This window comes from Rhizobium sp. J15, assembly GCF_002531825.1.
Classification (GTDB): domain Bacteria; phylum Pseudomonadota; class Alphaproteobacteria; order Rhizobiales; family Rhizobiaceae; genus Rhizobium.
Genome location: NZ_NWSX01000006.1, coordinates 160,955 through 174,165, shown reverse-complemented (window position 1 = coordinate 174,165; position 13,211 = coordinate 160,955). Strand labels below are relative to the sequence as shown.

Here is a 13,211-nt window from a genome sequence, read left to right as displayed (position 1 = left end):
CCGCGTCTTCAGCCGGCATTTTCCGGAATTGCCGCGACAGGGTTGACCATCTTTGCGCCTGCATCCTATGTGCTGATGACCGCGTCGCAGAAGACGCGGCGTTTAGCGGCGGCGAGCCATCAGCGGGGAAGCGATGCCACAGCATGTCAGCGGCAACAGTCTGAAGCGCCAGATCTTCTTCTGGCTGGCCGTGCTCGTCTTCTTCATCGCCTTTCTTTATGTCTTCAGCTCGATCCTGCTGCCTTTCATCGCTGGCATGGCGATCGCCTATTTCCTCGATCCGGTGGCAGACAGACTGCAGCGGCTGGGTCTGAGCCGCATGATGGCGACGATCGTCATCCTGATCGCCTTCGTCATCACCTTCACCCTGGCGCTGATGATCCTCATTCCCGTGCTCGTCAGCCAGTTCAACGATTTCGCCGAACGGCTGCCGGGTTATATCAGCCAGCTGCAGCAGTTCATCGACAATTCGAAGAACTCGCTGCTGCCGGAATGGGTCAGGAGCCAGGCCGGCACGATCAAGGACAATTTCTCCGGCATCCTCTCCGAGGGCATGGGCTTCTTGACCGGGCTCTTCGCGCAGATCTGGAATTCCGGCAAGGCGATCGTCGACGTCATATCGCTGCTGGTCGTCACTCCCGTCGTCGCCTTTTATATCCTGCTCGACTGGGACCGTATGGTCTCCAAGGTCGATCAGTGGATCCCGCGCGATTACGTCGCCGATGTCCGCCAGATCGCCAAGGAGATCGACCAAGCGATCGCCGGCTTCATTCGCGGCCAGGGCTCGCTCTGCCTCATCCTCGGCATCTATTACGCCGCCGGGCTGTCTCTCGTCGGGCTGAATTTCGGCCTGCTGATCGGTCTCTTTGCCGGCATGATCAGTTTCATTCCCTATGTCGGCTCGCTGGTCGGCCTCGTTCTGTCCGTCGGCGTGGCGCTCGTGCAGTTCTGGCCGGATTATCCCTGGATCGGCCTGGTGCTCGTCGTTTTCTTCAGCGGCCAGTTCCTGGAAGGCAACATCCTGCAGCCGAAGCTCGTCGGCTCCAGCGTCGGCCTGCATCCGGTCTGGCTGATGTTTGCGCTCTTCGCCTTCGGCGCGCTTTTCGGCTTCGTCGGTCTTCTGGTCGCCGTGCCGGCTGCCGCCGCCGTCGGCGTTCTTGTCCGTTTCGCGCTTTCACGCTACCTTCAGAGCGATCTTTATTTTGGCGGGTCGCCTGGTACCCGCGCCCGGAAGACGAAATCAGTTCCCAATGAATGACGTGAAGAATGCTGTGCTGAAGCGCAAGGCCGCGGAGCAGTTGTCGCTGCTCTTTTCGCACGATGCCGCAAGCGGCCGTGACGATCTGCTGATCTCGGAGCGCCTTGCCGCCGCCGTTTCGATCGTCGATGCCTGGCCGGAATGGCCGTCGCCGGTCGTGGTGCTCGCCGGCCCCGTCGGCTCGGGAAAATCCCATCTCGCCCGCATCTGGAGCGAGTTGAGCGGCGCCGTCAGCATCCATCCCGAGCTTGGCTCGGACGCCGCGGTTGCCGCAGCCGCCGGCCCGGTGCTGTTCGAGGATGCCGACCGCCAGGGCTTTGACGACAACGCGCTCTTCCACGTCATCAACAGCGTGCGCGAAAACGGCACCAGCCTGTTGATAACAAGCCGTCTCTGGCCGATGTCCTGGCCGGTTCAGCTGCCCGATCTGCGCTCTCGTCTCAAGGCTGCGACCGTCGTCGAAATCGGCGAACCCGATGAGGCGCTGTTGTCGCAGGTGATCGTCAAGCTCTTCGCCGACCGGCAGCTTTATATAGATGACAAACTCGTGCTCTATATCGTCAACCGGATGGAGCGGTCGCTCAACGCGGCCCAGACGATCGTCGACAGGCTGGACCGGCTGGCCCTGTCGCGGGGCACGAAAATCACCCGGTCTCTTGCTGCCGAAGTATTGAATGAATTGGGAAATTCGGAACCGGCCGATTGACTGTCACAGTTCCGTCGTGAAACTGATATATTCGCCGTCGCGATTGGAAACGGGGGAAGCGGATCATGGACAGCGCAGTCGCAGAAAATCAGGAAGTCTTCCCGCAGACCAACGACAACATGCCCCCGCTGGAAGAGCTGCTCACGAGCCCAGAGCGCTTCATCAACCGCGAATTCTCCTGGCTGCAGTTCAACCGCCGCGTCCTCGAAGAGACGCTGAATACCGAGCATCCGCTGCTCGAGCGGGTTCGCTTCCTGTCGATCTCGGCCGCAAACCTCGATGAGTTCTTCATGGTGCGTGTTGCCGGCCTCGAGGGCCAGGTGCGCCAGAACATCGCCATCCGCAGCCCCGACGGCAAGACGCCGGCCGAACAGCTCGACTCGATCCTGCAGGAGATCGATCATCTGCAGATGGAGCAGCAGGCTTCGCTTGCCGTGCTGCAGCAGTATCTCGCCAAGGAAGACATTCTGATCGTGCGGCCCGGCGCCTTGAGCGAGGCCGATCGCCAGTGGCTGGCAAACGAGTTCGAACAGTCGATCTTCCCGGTGCTGACGCCTTTGTCGATCGATCCGGCCCATCCGTTCCCGTTCATTCCGAATCTCGGTTTCTCGATCGGCCTGCAGCTCGTCAGCAAGAGCGGCCGCGAGCCGATGACGGCGCTGCTGCGCCTGCCGCCGGCGCTCGACCGTTTCGTCCGCCTGCCGGATGACGCCGGCACCATTCGCTACATCACGCTGGAAGATGTCGCCAACATCTTCATCCACCGGCTCTATCCGGGTTACGAGGTGCAGGGTTCCGGTACGTTCCGCATCATCCGAGACAGCGATATCGAAGTCGAGGAAGAGGCCGAGGATCTCGTCCGCTTCTTCGAGACGGCGCTGAAGCGCCGCCGCCGCGGCAAGGTGATCCGCATCGAGACCGACTCCGAAATGCCGGCCTCGCTCCGCCAGTTCGTCGTCCAGGCGCTGAGCATTCCCGACAATCGCGTCGCCGTTCTGCCGGGCCTTCTGGCGCTGAACACCCTGTCCGAGATCACCAAGGCGCCGCGCGACGATCTCAGGTTCCAGCCCTACAATGCGCGATTTCCCGAGCGCGTCCGCGAACATGCCGGCGACTGCTTTGCCGCCATCCGCGAAAAGGACATGGTCGTCCACCACCCCTACGAATCCTTCGACGTGGTGGTCCAGTTTCTCCTCCAGGCTGCGCGCGATCCTGACGTCCTGGCGATAAAGCAGACGCTCTACCGTACCTCCAACGACAGCCCGATCGTCCGTGCGCTGATCGATGCTGCCGAAGCCGGCAAGTCGGTGACGGCGCTGGTCGAGCTCAAGGCGCGCTTCGACGAAGAGGCGAATATCCGCTGGGCGCGCGATCTCGAGCGCGCCGGCGTGCAGGTCGTCTTCGGCTTCATCGAGCTCAAGACCCACGCCAAGATGTCGATGGTCGTCCGCCGCGAGGAGGGCAAGCTCAGGACCTATTGCCATCTGGGAACCGGCAACTACCATCCGATCACCGCCAAGATCTATACCGATCTCTCCTATTTCACCTGCAACCCCGTCATCGCCCACGACATGGCGAACATCTTCAATTTCATCACCGGTTACGGCGAGCCTGAAGAAGGCATGCAGCTCGCCATCTCGCCCTATACGTTGCGCTCGCGCATCCTGCGCCACATCGAGGAAGAGATTCAGCACGCCCGGAACGGCGCGCCGGCCGCGATCTGGATGAAGATGAACGCCCTCGTCGATCCCGACATCATCGACGCGCTCTATCGCGCCAGCCATGCCGGCGTCGAGATCGACCTCGTCGTGCGCGGCATCTGCTGCCTGCGTCCGCAGGTGCCGGGCCTCTCGGAAAAGATCCGCGTCAAGTCGATCGTCGGCCGCTTCCTCGAGCACAGCCGCATCTTCTGCTTTGGCAACGGCCATGGCCTGCCGTCCGACAAGGCGCTGGTTTACATCGGCTCGGCCGACATGATGCCGCGAAATCTCGACCGCCGCGTCGAAACCATGGTTCCGCTGACGAACCCGACCGTTCACGAGCAGGTCTTGTCACAGATTATGCTCGGCAACGTGATTGACAATCAGCAAAGCTACGAGATATTGCCCGACGGTACGTCGCGGCGCATGGAAGTGCGCAGAGGCGAGGAACCGTTTAATGCGCAGCAGTATTTCATGACGAATCCGAGCCTCTCAGGCCGTGGTGAAGCCTTGAAGTCCAGTGCGCCGAAGCTGATCGCCGGCCTGCTTGAAGGCCGCAACAACAAGTAAAACTGGACCTAAATGGTTGAATCTGAAGCCCAGGGGCGCCTTCCGGGGATCGCCCCGGTCTCCGTGGTCGACATTGGATCGAATTCGATTCGTCTCGTCGTCTACGAAGGACTGTCCCGCTCGCCGACCATCCTCTTCAACGAAAAGGTCCTTTGCGGCCTCGGCAAGGGCATAGCCCTCACCGGGAAGATGGATGAGGAAAGCGTTGCGCGCGCGCTCCAGGCCCTTCACCGGTTCAAGGCTTTGTCCGATCAGGCTCGCGCCGCCACCATGTATGTGCTGGCGACCGCCGCCGCGCGCGAGGCGAGCAACGGACCGGATTTCATCCATCAGGCCGAGACGATCCTGCAACGCCATGTTCGTGTGCTGTCGGGAGAGGAGGAGGCTCGCTTCGCCTCACTCGGGATCATCAGCGGCTTCTTCAATCCGGATGGCATCGCCGGTGACCTCGGCGGCGGTTCCCTTGAACTGATCGATATCAGGGGCAAGGACGTCAGCAACGGCGTGACGCTGCCGCTCGGCGGCCTGCGGCTGTCCGAATATGCCGGCGGCTCGCTCTCCAAAGCGCGCACCTTTGCCCGCAAGCAGGTCAAGATGGCCAAGCTTCTCTCCAGGGGGGAGGGGCGCACATTCTATGCGGTTGGCGGCACGTGGCGAAACATTGCCAAGCTGCACATGGAGATCACCCGTTATCCGCTGCATATGATGCAGGGCTACGAAGTCTCCCTCGGCGCGATGATACAGTTCCTCGATCAGGTGGTCGCCGCCAAGGATTCCAAGGAGCCGGCCTTTCAGGCCGTATCCAAGCATCGCCGCTCGCTGTTGCCCTTCGGCGCCATCGCCATGCAGGAAGTGCTGACTGCGATGAAGCCTTCGGTGATTTCCTTTTCGGCACAGGGCGTGCGCGAGGGCTATCTCTATTCCTTGCTGTCCGAATCCGAACGCAGGGCCGATCCGCTGCTGGCTGCTGCCCGTGAGCTCGCCATTCTGCGTGCCCGCTCACCGGAGCATGCCCGCGAGCTGGCGGAATGGACCGGGCGCATGATGCCCTTCTTCGACGTCCAGGAAAGCGAAGAGGAAAGCCGCTATCGCCAGGCTGCCTGTCTGCTAGCCGATATCAGCTGGCGCGCCCATCCCGATTATCGCGGCCTGCAGGCGCTGAACGTCATCGCCCACTCCTCCTTCGTCGGTATCAGCCATCCTGGCCGCGCCTTCATCGCGCTCAGCAATTATTACCGTTTCGAAGGTCTGCACGACGACGGCGCCACCGGTCCGCTGGCGCAGATTGCAACACCCCAGTTCATCGACCGCGCCAAGCTGCTCGGCGGCATGCTGCGCGTCGTCTACCTCTTCTCCGCCTCGATGCCGGGGATCGTCAAGAACCTGACCTTCCGCAAGTCGTCGAACCCGGATCTCGATCTCGAATTTGTCGTGCCCCCCGAATACCGGGACTTCGCCGGCGAACGCCTGGATGGCCGCCTGCAGCAGCTGTCGCGGCTGACGAACAAAAGGCTGGCGTTCCGGTTCGAATAGGCTGAATTGCGGCCGTTATGCCGCACGGCATGCCCTCAAAAAAGGGCGGAACCTTCGCGCCGCCCTCCATATTTCGTACCAGGAATCGCGATTACTTCGCGTTCAAAAACGCGCCGACCTCAAGCAGGCTGAATTCGTTGTTGTCGGCCTTGTCGACGGCGCGGCCGGCCGAGAAGGGCAGGTTGTTGTCGTTGCCGATGATGATGTGGGTGGCGTCGACGCGGTCGACGTTTTCGATGGTCACGAACGGCATGTCGTAGACGCCGGCCTTGCTTCCGGCCTTCTTCTTGTTGTCGGGATCCTGGATGTTCAGGAGATCGATATAGCCGATCTTGCGGACGGCCTTGCCGGCATTGGCGTCGTTGAACTCGATCTTGTAGACGCGCTTCAGCACGGCCGGAGCTTCGAAGCAGTCCGGCTTCGGCTGCTTCGGGTCCGCGCAGGCCTTGTCGGCAGTGCCGGCGCCGCTGTCGCGCTCGATGACGAGGGCGGTGGTGTCGTCGAGCATGTTGAAGTCGCCGATCGACACGCCCTTGTCCTCGAGCGGATAGAGCCAGCTGCGGCCGGTCCACTTCTTGGCGGCGACGTCGAACTCGATGACGCGGATGGCGGTGTGGCCGTCGGCTGATTCCATCTGGCTGTCATCCTTGTAGATGGCGCCTTCGAGCAGGCCGTAGAGCTTGGAGCCGTCCTTCGACATGGCGAGGCCTTCGAAGCCGCCGGAGCGCTTCAGGTTGAAGACCGGCATCTTTGCGACCGGATTGCCTGAGAGCTGGATCAGCGGATTGTCGGGCGAAAGCACCGGCTTGCCGTCGAGCGTGGTCGGGATCACGTCGGTCAGGCGGCCTTCCGTGTCGACCTTCAGGATGTAGGGACCGAATTCGTCGCCGAGCCAGAAGCCGTCGGCAACCGGCTGGATCGATTCGATGTCGAAGTCGGCGCCTGTGAGGTAACGCGTATCCGTGCCTTCGAGGACGATCGGGAAGGGCGCGATCTTGTTGGGGTCGGAAAGGAAGAGGTTCTTGACGACCTCGGCCTTGTTGGCCGTCCAGTCGAACTTCATCTGGTGCAGAAACAGCATGGAGTCCGAAGAGTTGGCTTTCGAGCCGAAACCGTTGTCCGAGAGCGTCCAGAAAGTGCCGTCGGTCATCGTCTTGACGCCCGAGAAGCCCTGGATCGGCTGGCCGTCGAAGGGAAGCTTCAGGTCGGTGACGCGGGCGCCGTCCTTGCCGGGAACGGTGGCGAGCGCCTCGGTGCGCTTGCGGTCCGCCGTCGTGAACTTGCCAGAATGCTTGAGGAACTCAGGAGCGTCGGCCGGAGCCGGGACCATGGTGTTGGCAGGCAGGATCGCCTGGCCGGCGAGCTTGGCCGGAAATTCCTGCTGGTCGGCCGAAGCGGGGCCGGCAATCAGAATGAAAAGCGATACGGAAGCAAAAAGGACCTTCTTCATAATATCCCCTGGGAACGGATGCCAATGCCTCCGCTTAACAGGGCTTCCGTGTCAGCGAATTGACGGTTGAATGAAGCTTTGGTGACGTGAGGCCAGGCCCGTTGCTCAGCCGTGCAGAATGACCGCGGGCGTGTTCAGCACGGTCACCGCGCGCGAGGAAAGCGCCATGACGCCAAGCGCCTGGCCGCGTCCCTTGACGGCATGGATGCCGAGATCCTCGCAGGAAATCTCGTCGGGAAACGTCATGCGTCCCGCGAGCTCTGCAGAGATCAGCACGTGCCTGTTCAGGCTGCGGCAGAGCGTCTCCAGCCGGGCGGTGGTGTTCACCGTATCGCCGAAATAGCTGATCTTGTGGTGATCGACGCCGACTTCCGCGGTAATGATCTCGCCGCCGTGAAGAGCGGCGCGAAGCTTCGGCACCTGCCCGTAGCTCTTCCGCCAGCCGGCGGCATTGGCCTCGATATCGGCAAGGATATCGAAGATGCAGCGAACGCAGCGCGCATCCTTGATGCCGCGGGCAAGCGGCCAGGTGATGATCGCGGCATCGCCGACATAGTCGTTGATCATGCCCTTGTGGCGCCGGACGGGCTCGGCGAAGGTCGCAAACAGCGAGCTCAGCAGCTGCTGCGCCCGGAGATCGCCATGCTTCTCCGCAAAAGCCGTCGAATCGACGAGGTCGATGAACAGGAAGACACGTTCTTCCTTGCGCGGATTGCGATAGCGGCTGATGAGCATGCTGATGAATACTTCGCGGCCGAGCAACTCGCGCACACGCAGGATAAAGATCAGCGCCGAGCAGACGGCAAGCGCATAGAGGAAGATCTCCAACGGCATGATGACGAGATCGAGGAGAGACGGCGGCTTCAACACGCCGAGCGCCCAGAGCAGCAGGCCGGCGCAGGCAAAGCCGATGCTCATCAGGATTTCGTAGATCACCAGCTCGGTGATGATGAAAACGAAAGTCGGCAGCCTCTGGATGCGCCTGTAAAGCGTGCGAAACAGCACCTTGCGCTCGAAAGCGAGGATCGGCATGCCGATGAACAGCGCGAAGATCGCTCCGATGACGGGCGTCTGATTGGAGTAGAACATCAGATCGTAGACGACGCCGCTGGCAGCCAGCACCAGCGCAATCAAGATCCAGTTCTGCGTCGGAGATATTTCCCGCATGCCGACTCTTCGTCCTGAAGTTTTCCCGGTCATTGTTTCAGCTGGGAAAAAAGCGTCAAGCGAATTCGATTTGGTTTCAGAGGCTGACGGTTTCGACCTTCCGGCCGGCGAACCGCAATCCGATCTGGCCCTGGATGAGCTGCAGCGCCGGCTCGCCGAAGAGATCGCGTCGCCAGCCGTGCAGGGCGGCGACATCGGCCTTCTCGCCGTCGGCGGCGATCTTGTCGAGGTCCTCGCTGTTGGCGATCACCTTCGGCGCGACGCCGTGTTTCTCCGAGATCAGCTTCAGGAGCACTTTCAAGAGCTCGACTGCGGCAGCAGCCCCCTCGGGCGCCTGCGTCTGGCGCGGCACATGCGGCATCTCGGTCTTCGGAAGAGCGAGCGCCGCATTGACGGCTTCGACGACCGCGGCGCCGGCGGCCGAGCGCTCCCAGCCTTTGGGAATGGTGCGCAGGCGGCCGAGTGCCTCGGCGTCCTTCGGCTGCTGCTGGGCGACCTCGTAGATCGCATCATCCTTCAGCACGCGCGAACGCGGCACGTTGCGGGCGCGCGCCTCACGCTCACGCCAGGCGGCGACAAATTTCAGGACCGCCAGTTCCTGCGGTTTGCGCAACCGCATCTTCAGCCGCTGCCAGGCATCGTCGGGATGCATGTCGTAGGTTTCGCGCGATTCGAGAATGTCCATCTCCTCGCGAAGCCACGACGTTCGGCCTTCGCGGTCGAGCTGCGCGCTCAGCGACAGGTAGACGTCGCGCAGGTGGGTGACGTCGGCCAGCGCATATTCCAGCTGCTTGTCGGAGAGCGGCCGGCGGCTCCAGTCGGTGAAGCGCGACGACTTGTCGATATGGACGTTCTTGATGCGGCTCACCAGCTGGTCGTAGGAGACGCTGTCACCGAAGCCGCAGACCATGGCCGCGACCTGCGTGTCGAAGATCGGGTGCGGAATGAGGTTGCCGCGATTGAAGATGATTTCGATGTCCTGCCGCGCGGCATGAAAGACCTTCAGCACCTTCGTATCGGCCATCAGCTCGAAAAAGGGGGCGAGATCGATGCCCTTGGCCAGCGGATCGACGAGAACTTCCATCGTCGGGCTCGCCATCTGGATCAGGCAGAGCTCCGGCCAGAAGGTCGTTTCGCGCAGGAATTCGGTGTCGATGGTAATGAAGTCGGACTTGGCCAGCTCTTTGCAGGCGGCCGCCAAATCGGCGGTGGTTTCGATCATATCATTTCATTCGCAAGGAAAAGGTCGGTTGAACCTTCCTTCTCCTTTCGGTTCGATATGTCAATACAACAGCATAAGCTTCCCGCACTGCTGGCTAAGAATCACGTCCAAACTGTGGCAAACCGAACCTCAGCTCACTCTGAGATAGCTCGTCATGCCCGTCTTCTGGTGCTCGATGATATGGCAATGCAGCAGCCAGTCGCCGGGATTGTCGGCGACGAAGGCGAGCTGGACCTTCTCGTCCGGCTGGATGAGGTAGGTATCCGAGACCAGCGGCATCACGGCCCGCGTCGAGGAGGAGATCACCGTGAAGCTCATTCCGTGCAGATGGATCGGATGCGCATGCGGCGTGGTGTTCTCCAGATTGAAGGCATAGCTCTTGCCGAGCTTCAATTCCGCAAGCGGAGCGGTCGGATCCGGCGTATCGCCCGGCCACGGCACCTTGTTGATTGCCCAGAAGCTGTAGCCGAGCGTGCCGCAGATACTCTCGACGGCGGCATTCTCCGCCGTGGCGCTCAGAACCAGCGGGATCTGCTCGGCGGCGGAAAGATCGGCCCTCGGCACGGGATTTTCGGCAAGCAGAGCAAGATCGCCGACATTGCGCTTCAGCGACTGTCCGATGGCGCGCAGGCTGGCGATCGTCTTCGGCGTCGTGCCGCGAATATCCTCGAGCGTCGCGACGGCGCCTTCGCCGTCAGGCATGCGCACGGCCAGATCGAGCCGCTGCCCCGGCCCGATCTGCAGCAGGTCGAGCGCGAAGCGCTTCGGCACCGGATTGCCATCGATCGCGATAACAGTCGCATCGGCGCCTTCCATCTTCAGTGAGAAGATGCGCGTCACGTCGGTGACGGCGATGCGCAGCCGCACCAGCCCGCCGGCCGGCGCGTCATATTGCGGCTCCCGGTGCCAGTTGGCGGTGCGCACCGTGCCGTAGGTGCCGGTCTTGGCGGCGTCACGCGGTCGGAAGGGGGCGATGAACTGGCCGTCGCCGCCAAGCCGCCAGTCACGTAGATTCAACACCACCTCCGCGTCGAACGCCGGATCGGCCGGATCCTCAACGACGATGACGCCGGTCATGCCGTGCCCCATCTGCGTCAGCGTATTGCAATGCGGATGATACCAGAAGGTGCCGGCGTCGGGCGGCGTGAAGGCATAGTCGAAGCTGTCGCCGGTATAGACGTAGGGCTGGGTCATGAAGGGTACGCCGTCCATGCCGTTGTCGATGCGAAGCCCATGCCAATGGACCGTCGTCGGTTCGTCGAGCTTGTTGATCAGCCGCGCCGCATAGGGCCGTCCCCTCGTCATTCTGAGAGTGGGCGGCATGCCGTCCTGGCCCCAACTCATGATATCGCGGGTCGGTCCCGCCGCGGTCAGCATCGCCTCGGTCTTCAACGCCGTCAGCACCTGCGGCTCCGGCGCTGCCTCGGCAAGCCCGAATTTACCGGCAATGCCGATACCGGCGCCATAGGCGCCCGCAACGGCGGATGCCTTCAGCAGGTTGCGGCGGGTCAGCAGAGGCATGGGGCGCTCCAAGATGAGAATGCGTCCTTTTAAAGTTGACCGGCATTTTCATCAATATGGAAGGCGCGGGCCAAACTGCCGCAGCGTTGACGCCGCAGCCTCGCCATAAACCCGTGCCAAACACCCGGCTGCGCGCGCCAAGCCTTGACAAATCGGACCGTCCATGCGCTTTTCCGCCCGATTTTCTTGTCGGCGCTTGAGGGTCTTTGAGCCCTTGCAGCCGTCTCACCACATGCCAGGATTTGAGATCATGCATCGCTACCGCAGCCACACATGCGCCGCCCTCCGCAAGACGGATGTCGGCTCGACCGTCCGCATCGCCGGCTGGGTCCACCGCGTTCGCGACCATGGCGGCGTTCTCTTCATCGACCTTCGCGACCACTACGGCATCACCCAGGTCGTTGCCGATCCCGACAGCCCGGCCTTCAAGCTGGCCGAGACCGTGCGTGGCGAATGGGTCATCCGCATCGACGGCCTGGTCAAGGCCCGCACCGAAGAGACCGTCAACAAGACGATGGCGACCGGCGAGATCGAACTCTATGCGCAGGAGATCGAAGTTCTCTCCGCCGCCAAGGAGCTGCCGCTGCCTGTTTTCGGCGAGCCGGACTACCCGGAAGATGTCCGGCTGAAGTACCGATTCCTCGACCTGCGCCGCGAGACCCTGCACAAGAATATCGTCAAGCGCACCCAGGTGATCTCGGCGATGCGCCGCGAAATGGGCACGGCCGGCTTCACCGAATATACGACGCCGATCCTGACGGCCTCCTCGCCGGAAGGCGCGCGCGACTTCCTCGTGCCGAGCCGCATCCATCCCGGCACCTTCTACGCGCTGCCGCAGGCGCCGCAGCAGTACAAGCAGCTGCTGATGGTCGCAGGCTTCGACCGCTACTTCCAGATCGCGCCGTGCTTCCGCGACGAAGACCCGCGCGCCGACCGCCTGCCGGGTGAATTCTATCAGCTCGACCTCGAAATGAGCTTCGTGACCCAGGAAGACGTCTGGAACACGATGGGCCCGCTGATGACCCGCGTGTTCGAGGAGTTCGCCGAAGGCAAGCCGGTCACCAAGGAATGGCCGCGCATCCCCTATGACGAGGCGATCCGCAAATATGGTTCGGACAAACCGGATCTGCGCAACCCGATCGTCATGGAAGCGGTGACCGAGCATTTCGCCGGCTCCGGCTTCAAGGTCTTCGCCGGCATGATCGCCTCCAACCCGAAGGTCCAGGTCTGGGCGATCCCGGCCAAGACAGGCGGCTCGCGTGCCTTCTGCGACCGCATGAACGCCTGGGCGCAGAGCCAGGGCCAGCCGGGTCTCGGCTACATCTTCTGGCGCAAGGAAGGCGACAAGCTCGAAGGCGCCGGTCCGCTTGCCAAGAACATCGGCGAGGAGCGCACCGATGCGATCCGTACCCAGCTCGGCCTCGATGACGGCGACGCCTGCTTCTTTGTCGCCGGCGAGCCGGAAAAGTTCTACAAGTTCGCGGGCGAAGCCCGCACCAAGGCCGGCGAAGAGCTGAACCTCGTCGATCGCGACCGCTTCGAATTGTGCTGGATCGTCGACTTCCCCTTCTTCGAATGGAGCGAGGAAGAAAAGAAGGTCGACTTCGCACACAACCCGTTCTCGATGCCGCAGGGCGGCCTCGATGCGCTGCAGAACCAGGATCCGCTAACGATCAAGGCCTTCCAGTATGACGCGGTCTGCAACGGCTTCGAAATCGCTTCCGGTTCGATCCGTAACCAGTCGCCTGAAACCATGGTCGCTGCCTTCGAGAAGGTGGGGCTCAGCCAGCAGGATGTCGAGGATCGTTTCGGCGGCCTCTACCGCGCCTTCCAGTACGGCGCCCCGCCGCATGGCGGTGCTGCCTTCGGCATCGACCGCATCATCATGCTGCTCGTCGGCGCGAAGAACCTTCGCGAGATCTCGCTGTTCCCGATGAACCAGCAGGCCCAGGATCTTCTGATGGGCGCGCCGAGCCCGGCAACGCCGACGCAGCTGCGCGAACTCGCAATCCGGCCGATCCCGCCGGTCAAAAAGGACTGACGGTTTTGTCAGCGTGAATGCAAAAGCCCGGCGATGCTGTCGC

9 protein-coding genes are annotated in these 13,211 nt (G+C 62.3%); 5 read left to right on the top strand and 4 right to left on the bottom strand.

The features are described from left to right. Window positions 1-133: 133 nt before the first annotated feature. From CO670_RS07285 to ppx, 4 genes are all read left to right on the top strand, one after another. A complete protein-coding gene (locus CO670_RS07285) occupies window positions 134-1,258 on the top strand; it encodes an AI-2E family transporter (RefSeq protein ID WP_097589629.1) in 1,125 nt (374 codons plus the stop codon). After that, window positions 1,251-1,964, top strand: coding sequence for a DnaA regulatory inactivator HdaA (hdaA, locus tag CO670_RS07280; RefSeq protein WP_097589628.1), 714 nt, complete (start codon window positions 1,251-1,253; stop codon window positions 1,962-1,964). Before CO670_RS07285 ends, hdaA begins: the two co-directional genes overlap by 8 nt. Window positions 1,965-2,029: 65 nt before the next feature. Beyond that, complete coding sequence (locus CO670_RS07275) at window positions 2,030-4,234, top strand: RNA degradosome polyphosphate kinase (RefSeq protein ID WP_097589627.1); 2,205 nt, start codon at window positions 2,030-2,032, stop codon at window positions 4,232-4,234. A 12-nt stretch (window positions 4,235-4,246) separates the two neighbouring features. After that, on the top strand, window positions 4,247-5,767 hold the full coding sequence (gene ppx, locus CO670_RS07270; protein ID WP_088687967.1) for an exopolyphosphatase: 1,521 nt from the start codon (window positions 4,247-4,249) through the stop codon (window positions 5,765-5,767). A gap of 91 nt (window positions 5,768-5,858) precedes the next feature. On the opposite strand, the gene CO670_RS07265 is transcribed toward ppx, so the two are convergent. The 4 genes from CO670_RS07265 to CO670_RS07250 form a co-directional block, all read right to left on the bottom strand. After that, window positions 5,859-7,217: an esterase-like activity of phytase family protein gene (locus CO670_RS07265; protein WP_097589626.1), complete on the bottom strand. Its 1,359-nt coding sequence runs from the start codon at window positions 7,215-7,217 to the stop codon at window positions 5,859-5,861. Between the two features lie 105 nt (window positions 7,218-7,322). Then, the gene (locus CO670_RS07260; RefSeq protein WP_097589625.1) at window positions 7,323-8,384 is read right to left on the bottom strand and encodes an adenylate/guanylate cyclase domain-containing protein; all 1,062 of its coding nucleotides are present in this window, start codon (window positions 8,382-8,384) and stop codon (window positions 7,323-7,325) included. A 76-nt stretch (window positions 8,385-8,460) separates the two neighbouring features. After that, window positions 8,461-9,606, bottom strand: coding sequence for a ribonuclease D (rnd, locus tag CO670_RS07255; protein WP_097589624.1), 1,146 nt, complete (start codon window positions 9,604-9,606; stop codon window positions 8,461-8,463). Window positions 9,607-9,735: 129 nt separating this feature from the next. After that, on the bottom strand, window positions 9,736-11,127 hold the full coding sequence (locus CO670_RS07250) for a multicopper oxidase family protein (RefSeq protein WP_097589623.1): 1,392 nt from the start codon (window positions 11,125-11,127) through the stop codon (window positions 9,736-9,738). A 250-nt stretch (window positions 11,128-11,377) separates the two neighbouring features. Between CO670_RS07250 and aspS the strand changes: the two genes are divergently transcribed. Next, window positions 11,378-13,168: an aspartate--tRNA ligase gene (aspS, locus tag CO670_RS07245; protein ID WP_097589622.1), complete on the top strand. Its 1,791-nt coding sequence runs from the start codon at window positions 11,378-11,380 to the stop codon at window positions 13,166-13,168. Window positions 13,169-13,211 lie beyond the last annotated feature (43 nt).

What these genes read in the sequence shown, in the direction of transcription:
- CO670_RS07285 (WP_097589629.1), top strand. Translation starts at nt 134, where the DNA reads ATGCCACAGCATGTCAGCGGCAACAGTCTGAAGCGCCAGATCTTCTTC.
- hdaA (WP_097589628.1), top strand. Translation starts at nt 1,251, where the DNA reads ATGAATGACGTGAAGAATGCTGTGCTGAAGCGCAAGGCCGCGGAGCAG.
- CO670_RS07275 (WP_097589627.1), top strand. Translation starts at nt 2,030, where the DNA reads ATGGACAGCGCAGTCGCAGAAAATCAGGAAGTCTTCCCGCAGACCAAC.
- ppx (WP_088687967.1), top strand. Translation starts at nt 4,247, where the DNA reads ATGGTTGAATCTGAAGCCCAGGGGCGCCTTCCGGGGATCGCCCCGGTC.
- CO670_RS07265 (WP_097589626.1), bottom strand. Translation starts at nt 7,217, where the DNA reads ATGAAGAAGGTCCTTTTTGCTTCCGTATCGCTTTTCATTCTGATTGCC.
- CO670_RS07260 (WP_097589625.1), bottom strand. Translation starts at nt 8,384, where the DNA reads ATGCGGGAAATATCTCCGACGCAGAACTGGATCTTGATTGCGCTGGTG.
- rnd (WP_097589624.1), bottom strand. Translation starts at nt 9,606, where the DNA reads ATGATCGAAACCACCGCCGATTTGGCGGCCGCCTGCAAAGAGCTGGCC.
- CO670_RS07250 (WP_097589623.1), bottom strand. Translation starts at nt 11,127, where the DNA reads ATGCCTCTGCTGACCCGCCGCAACCTGCTGAAGGCATCCGCCGTTGCG.
- aspS (WP_097589622.1), top strand. Translation starts at nt 11,378, where the DNA reads ATGCATCGCTACCGCAGCCACACATGCGCCGCCCTCCGCAAGACGGAT.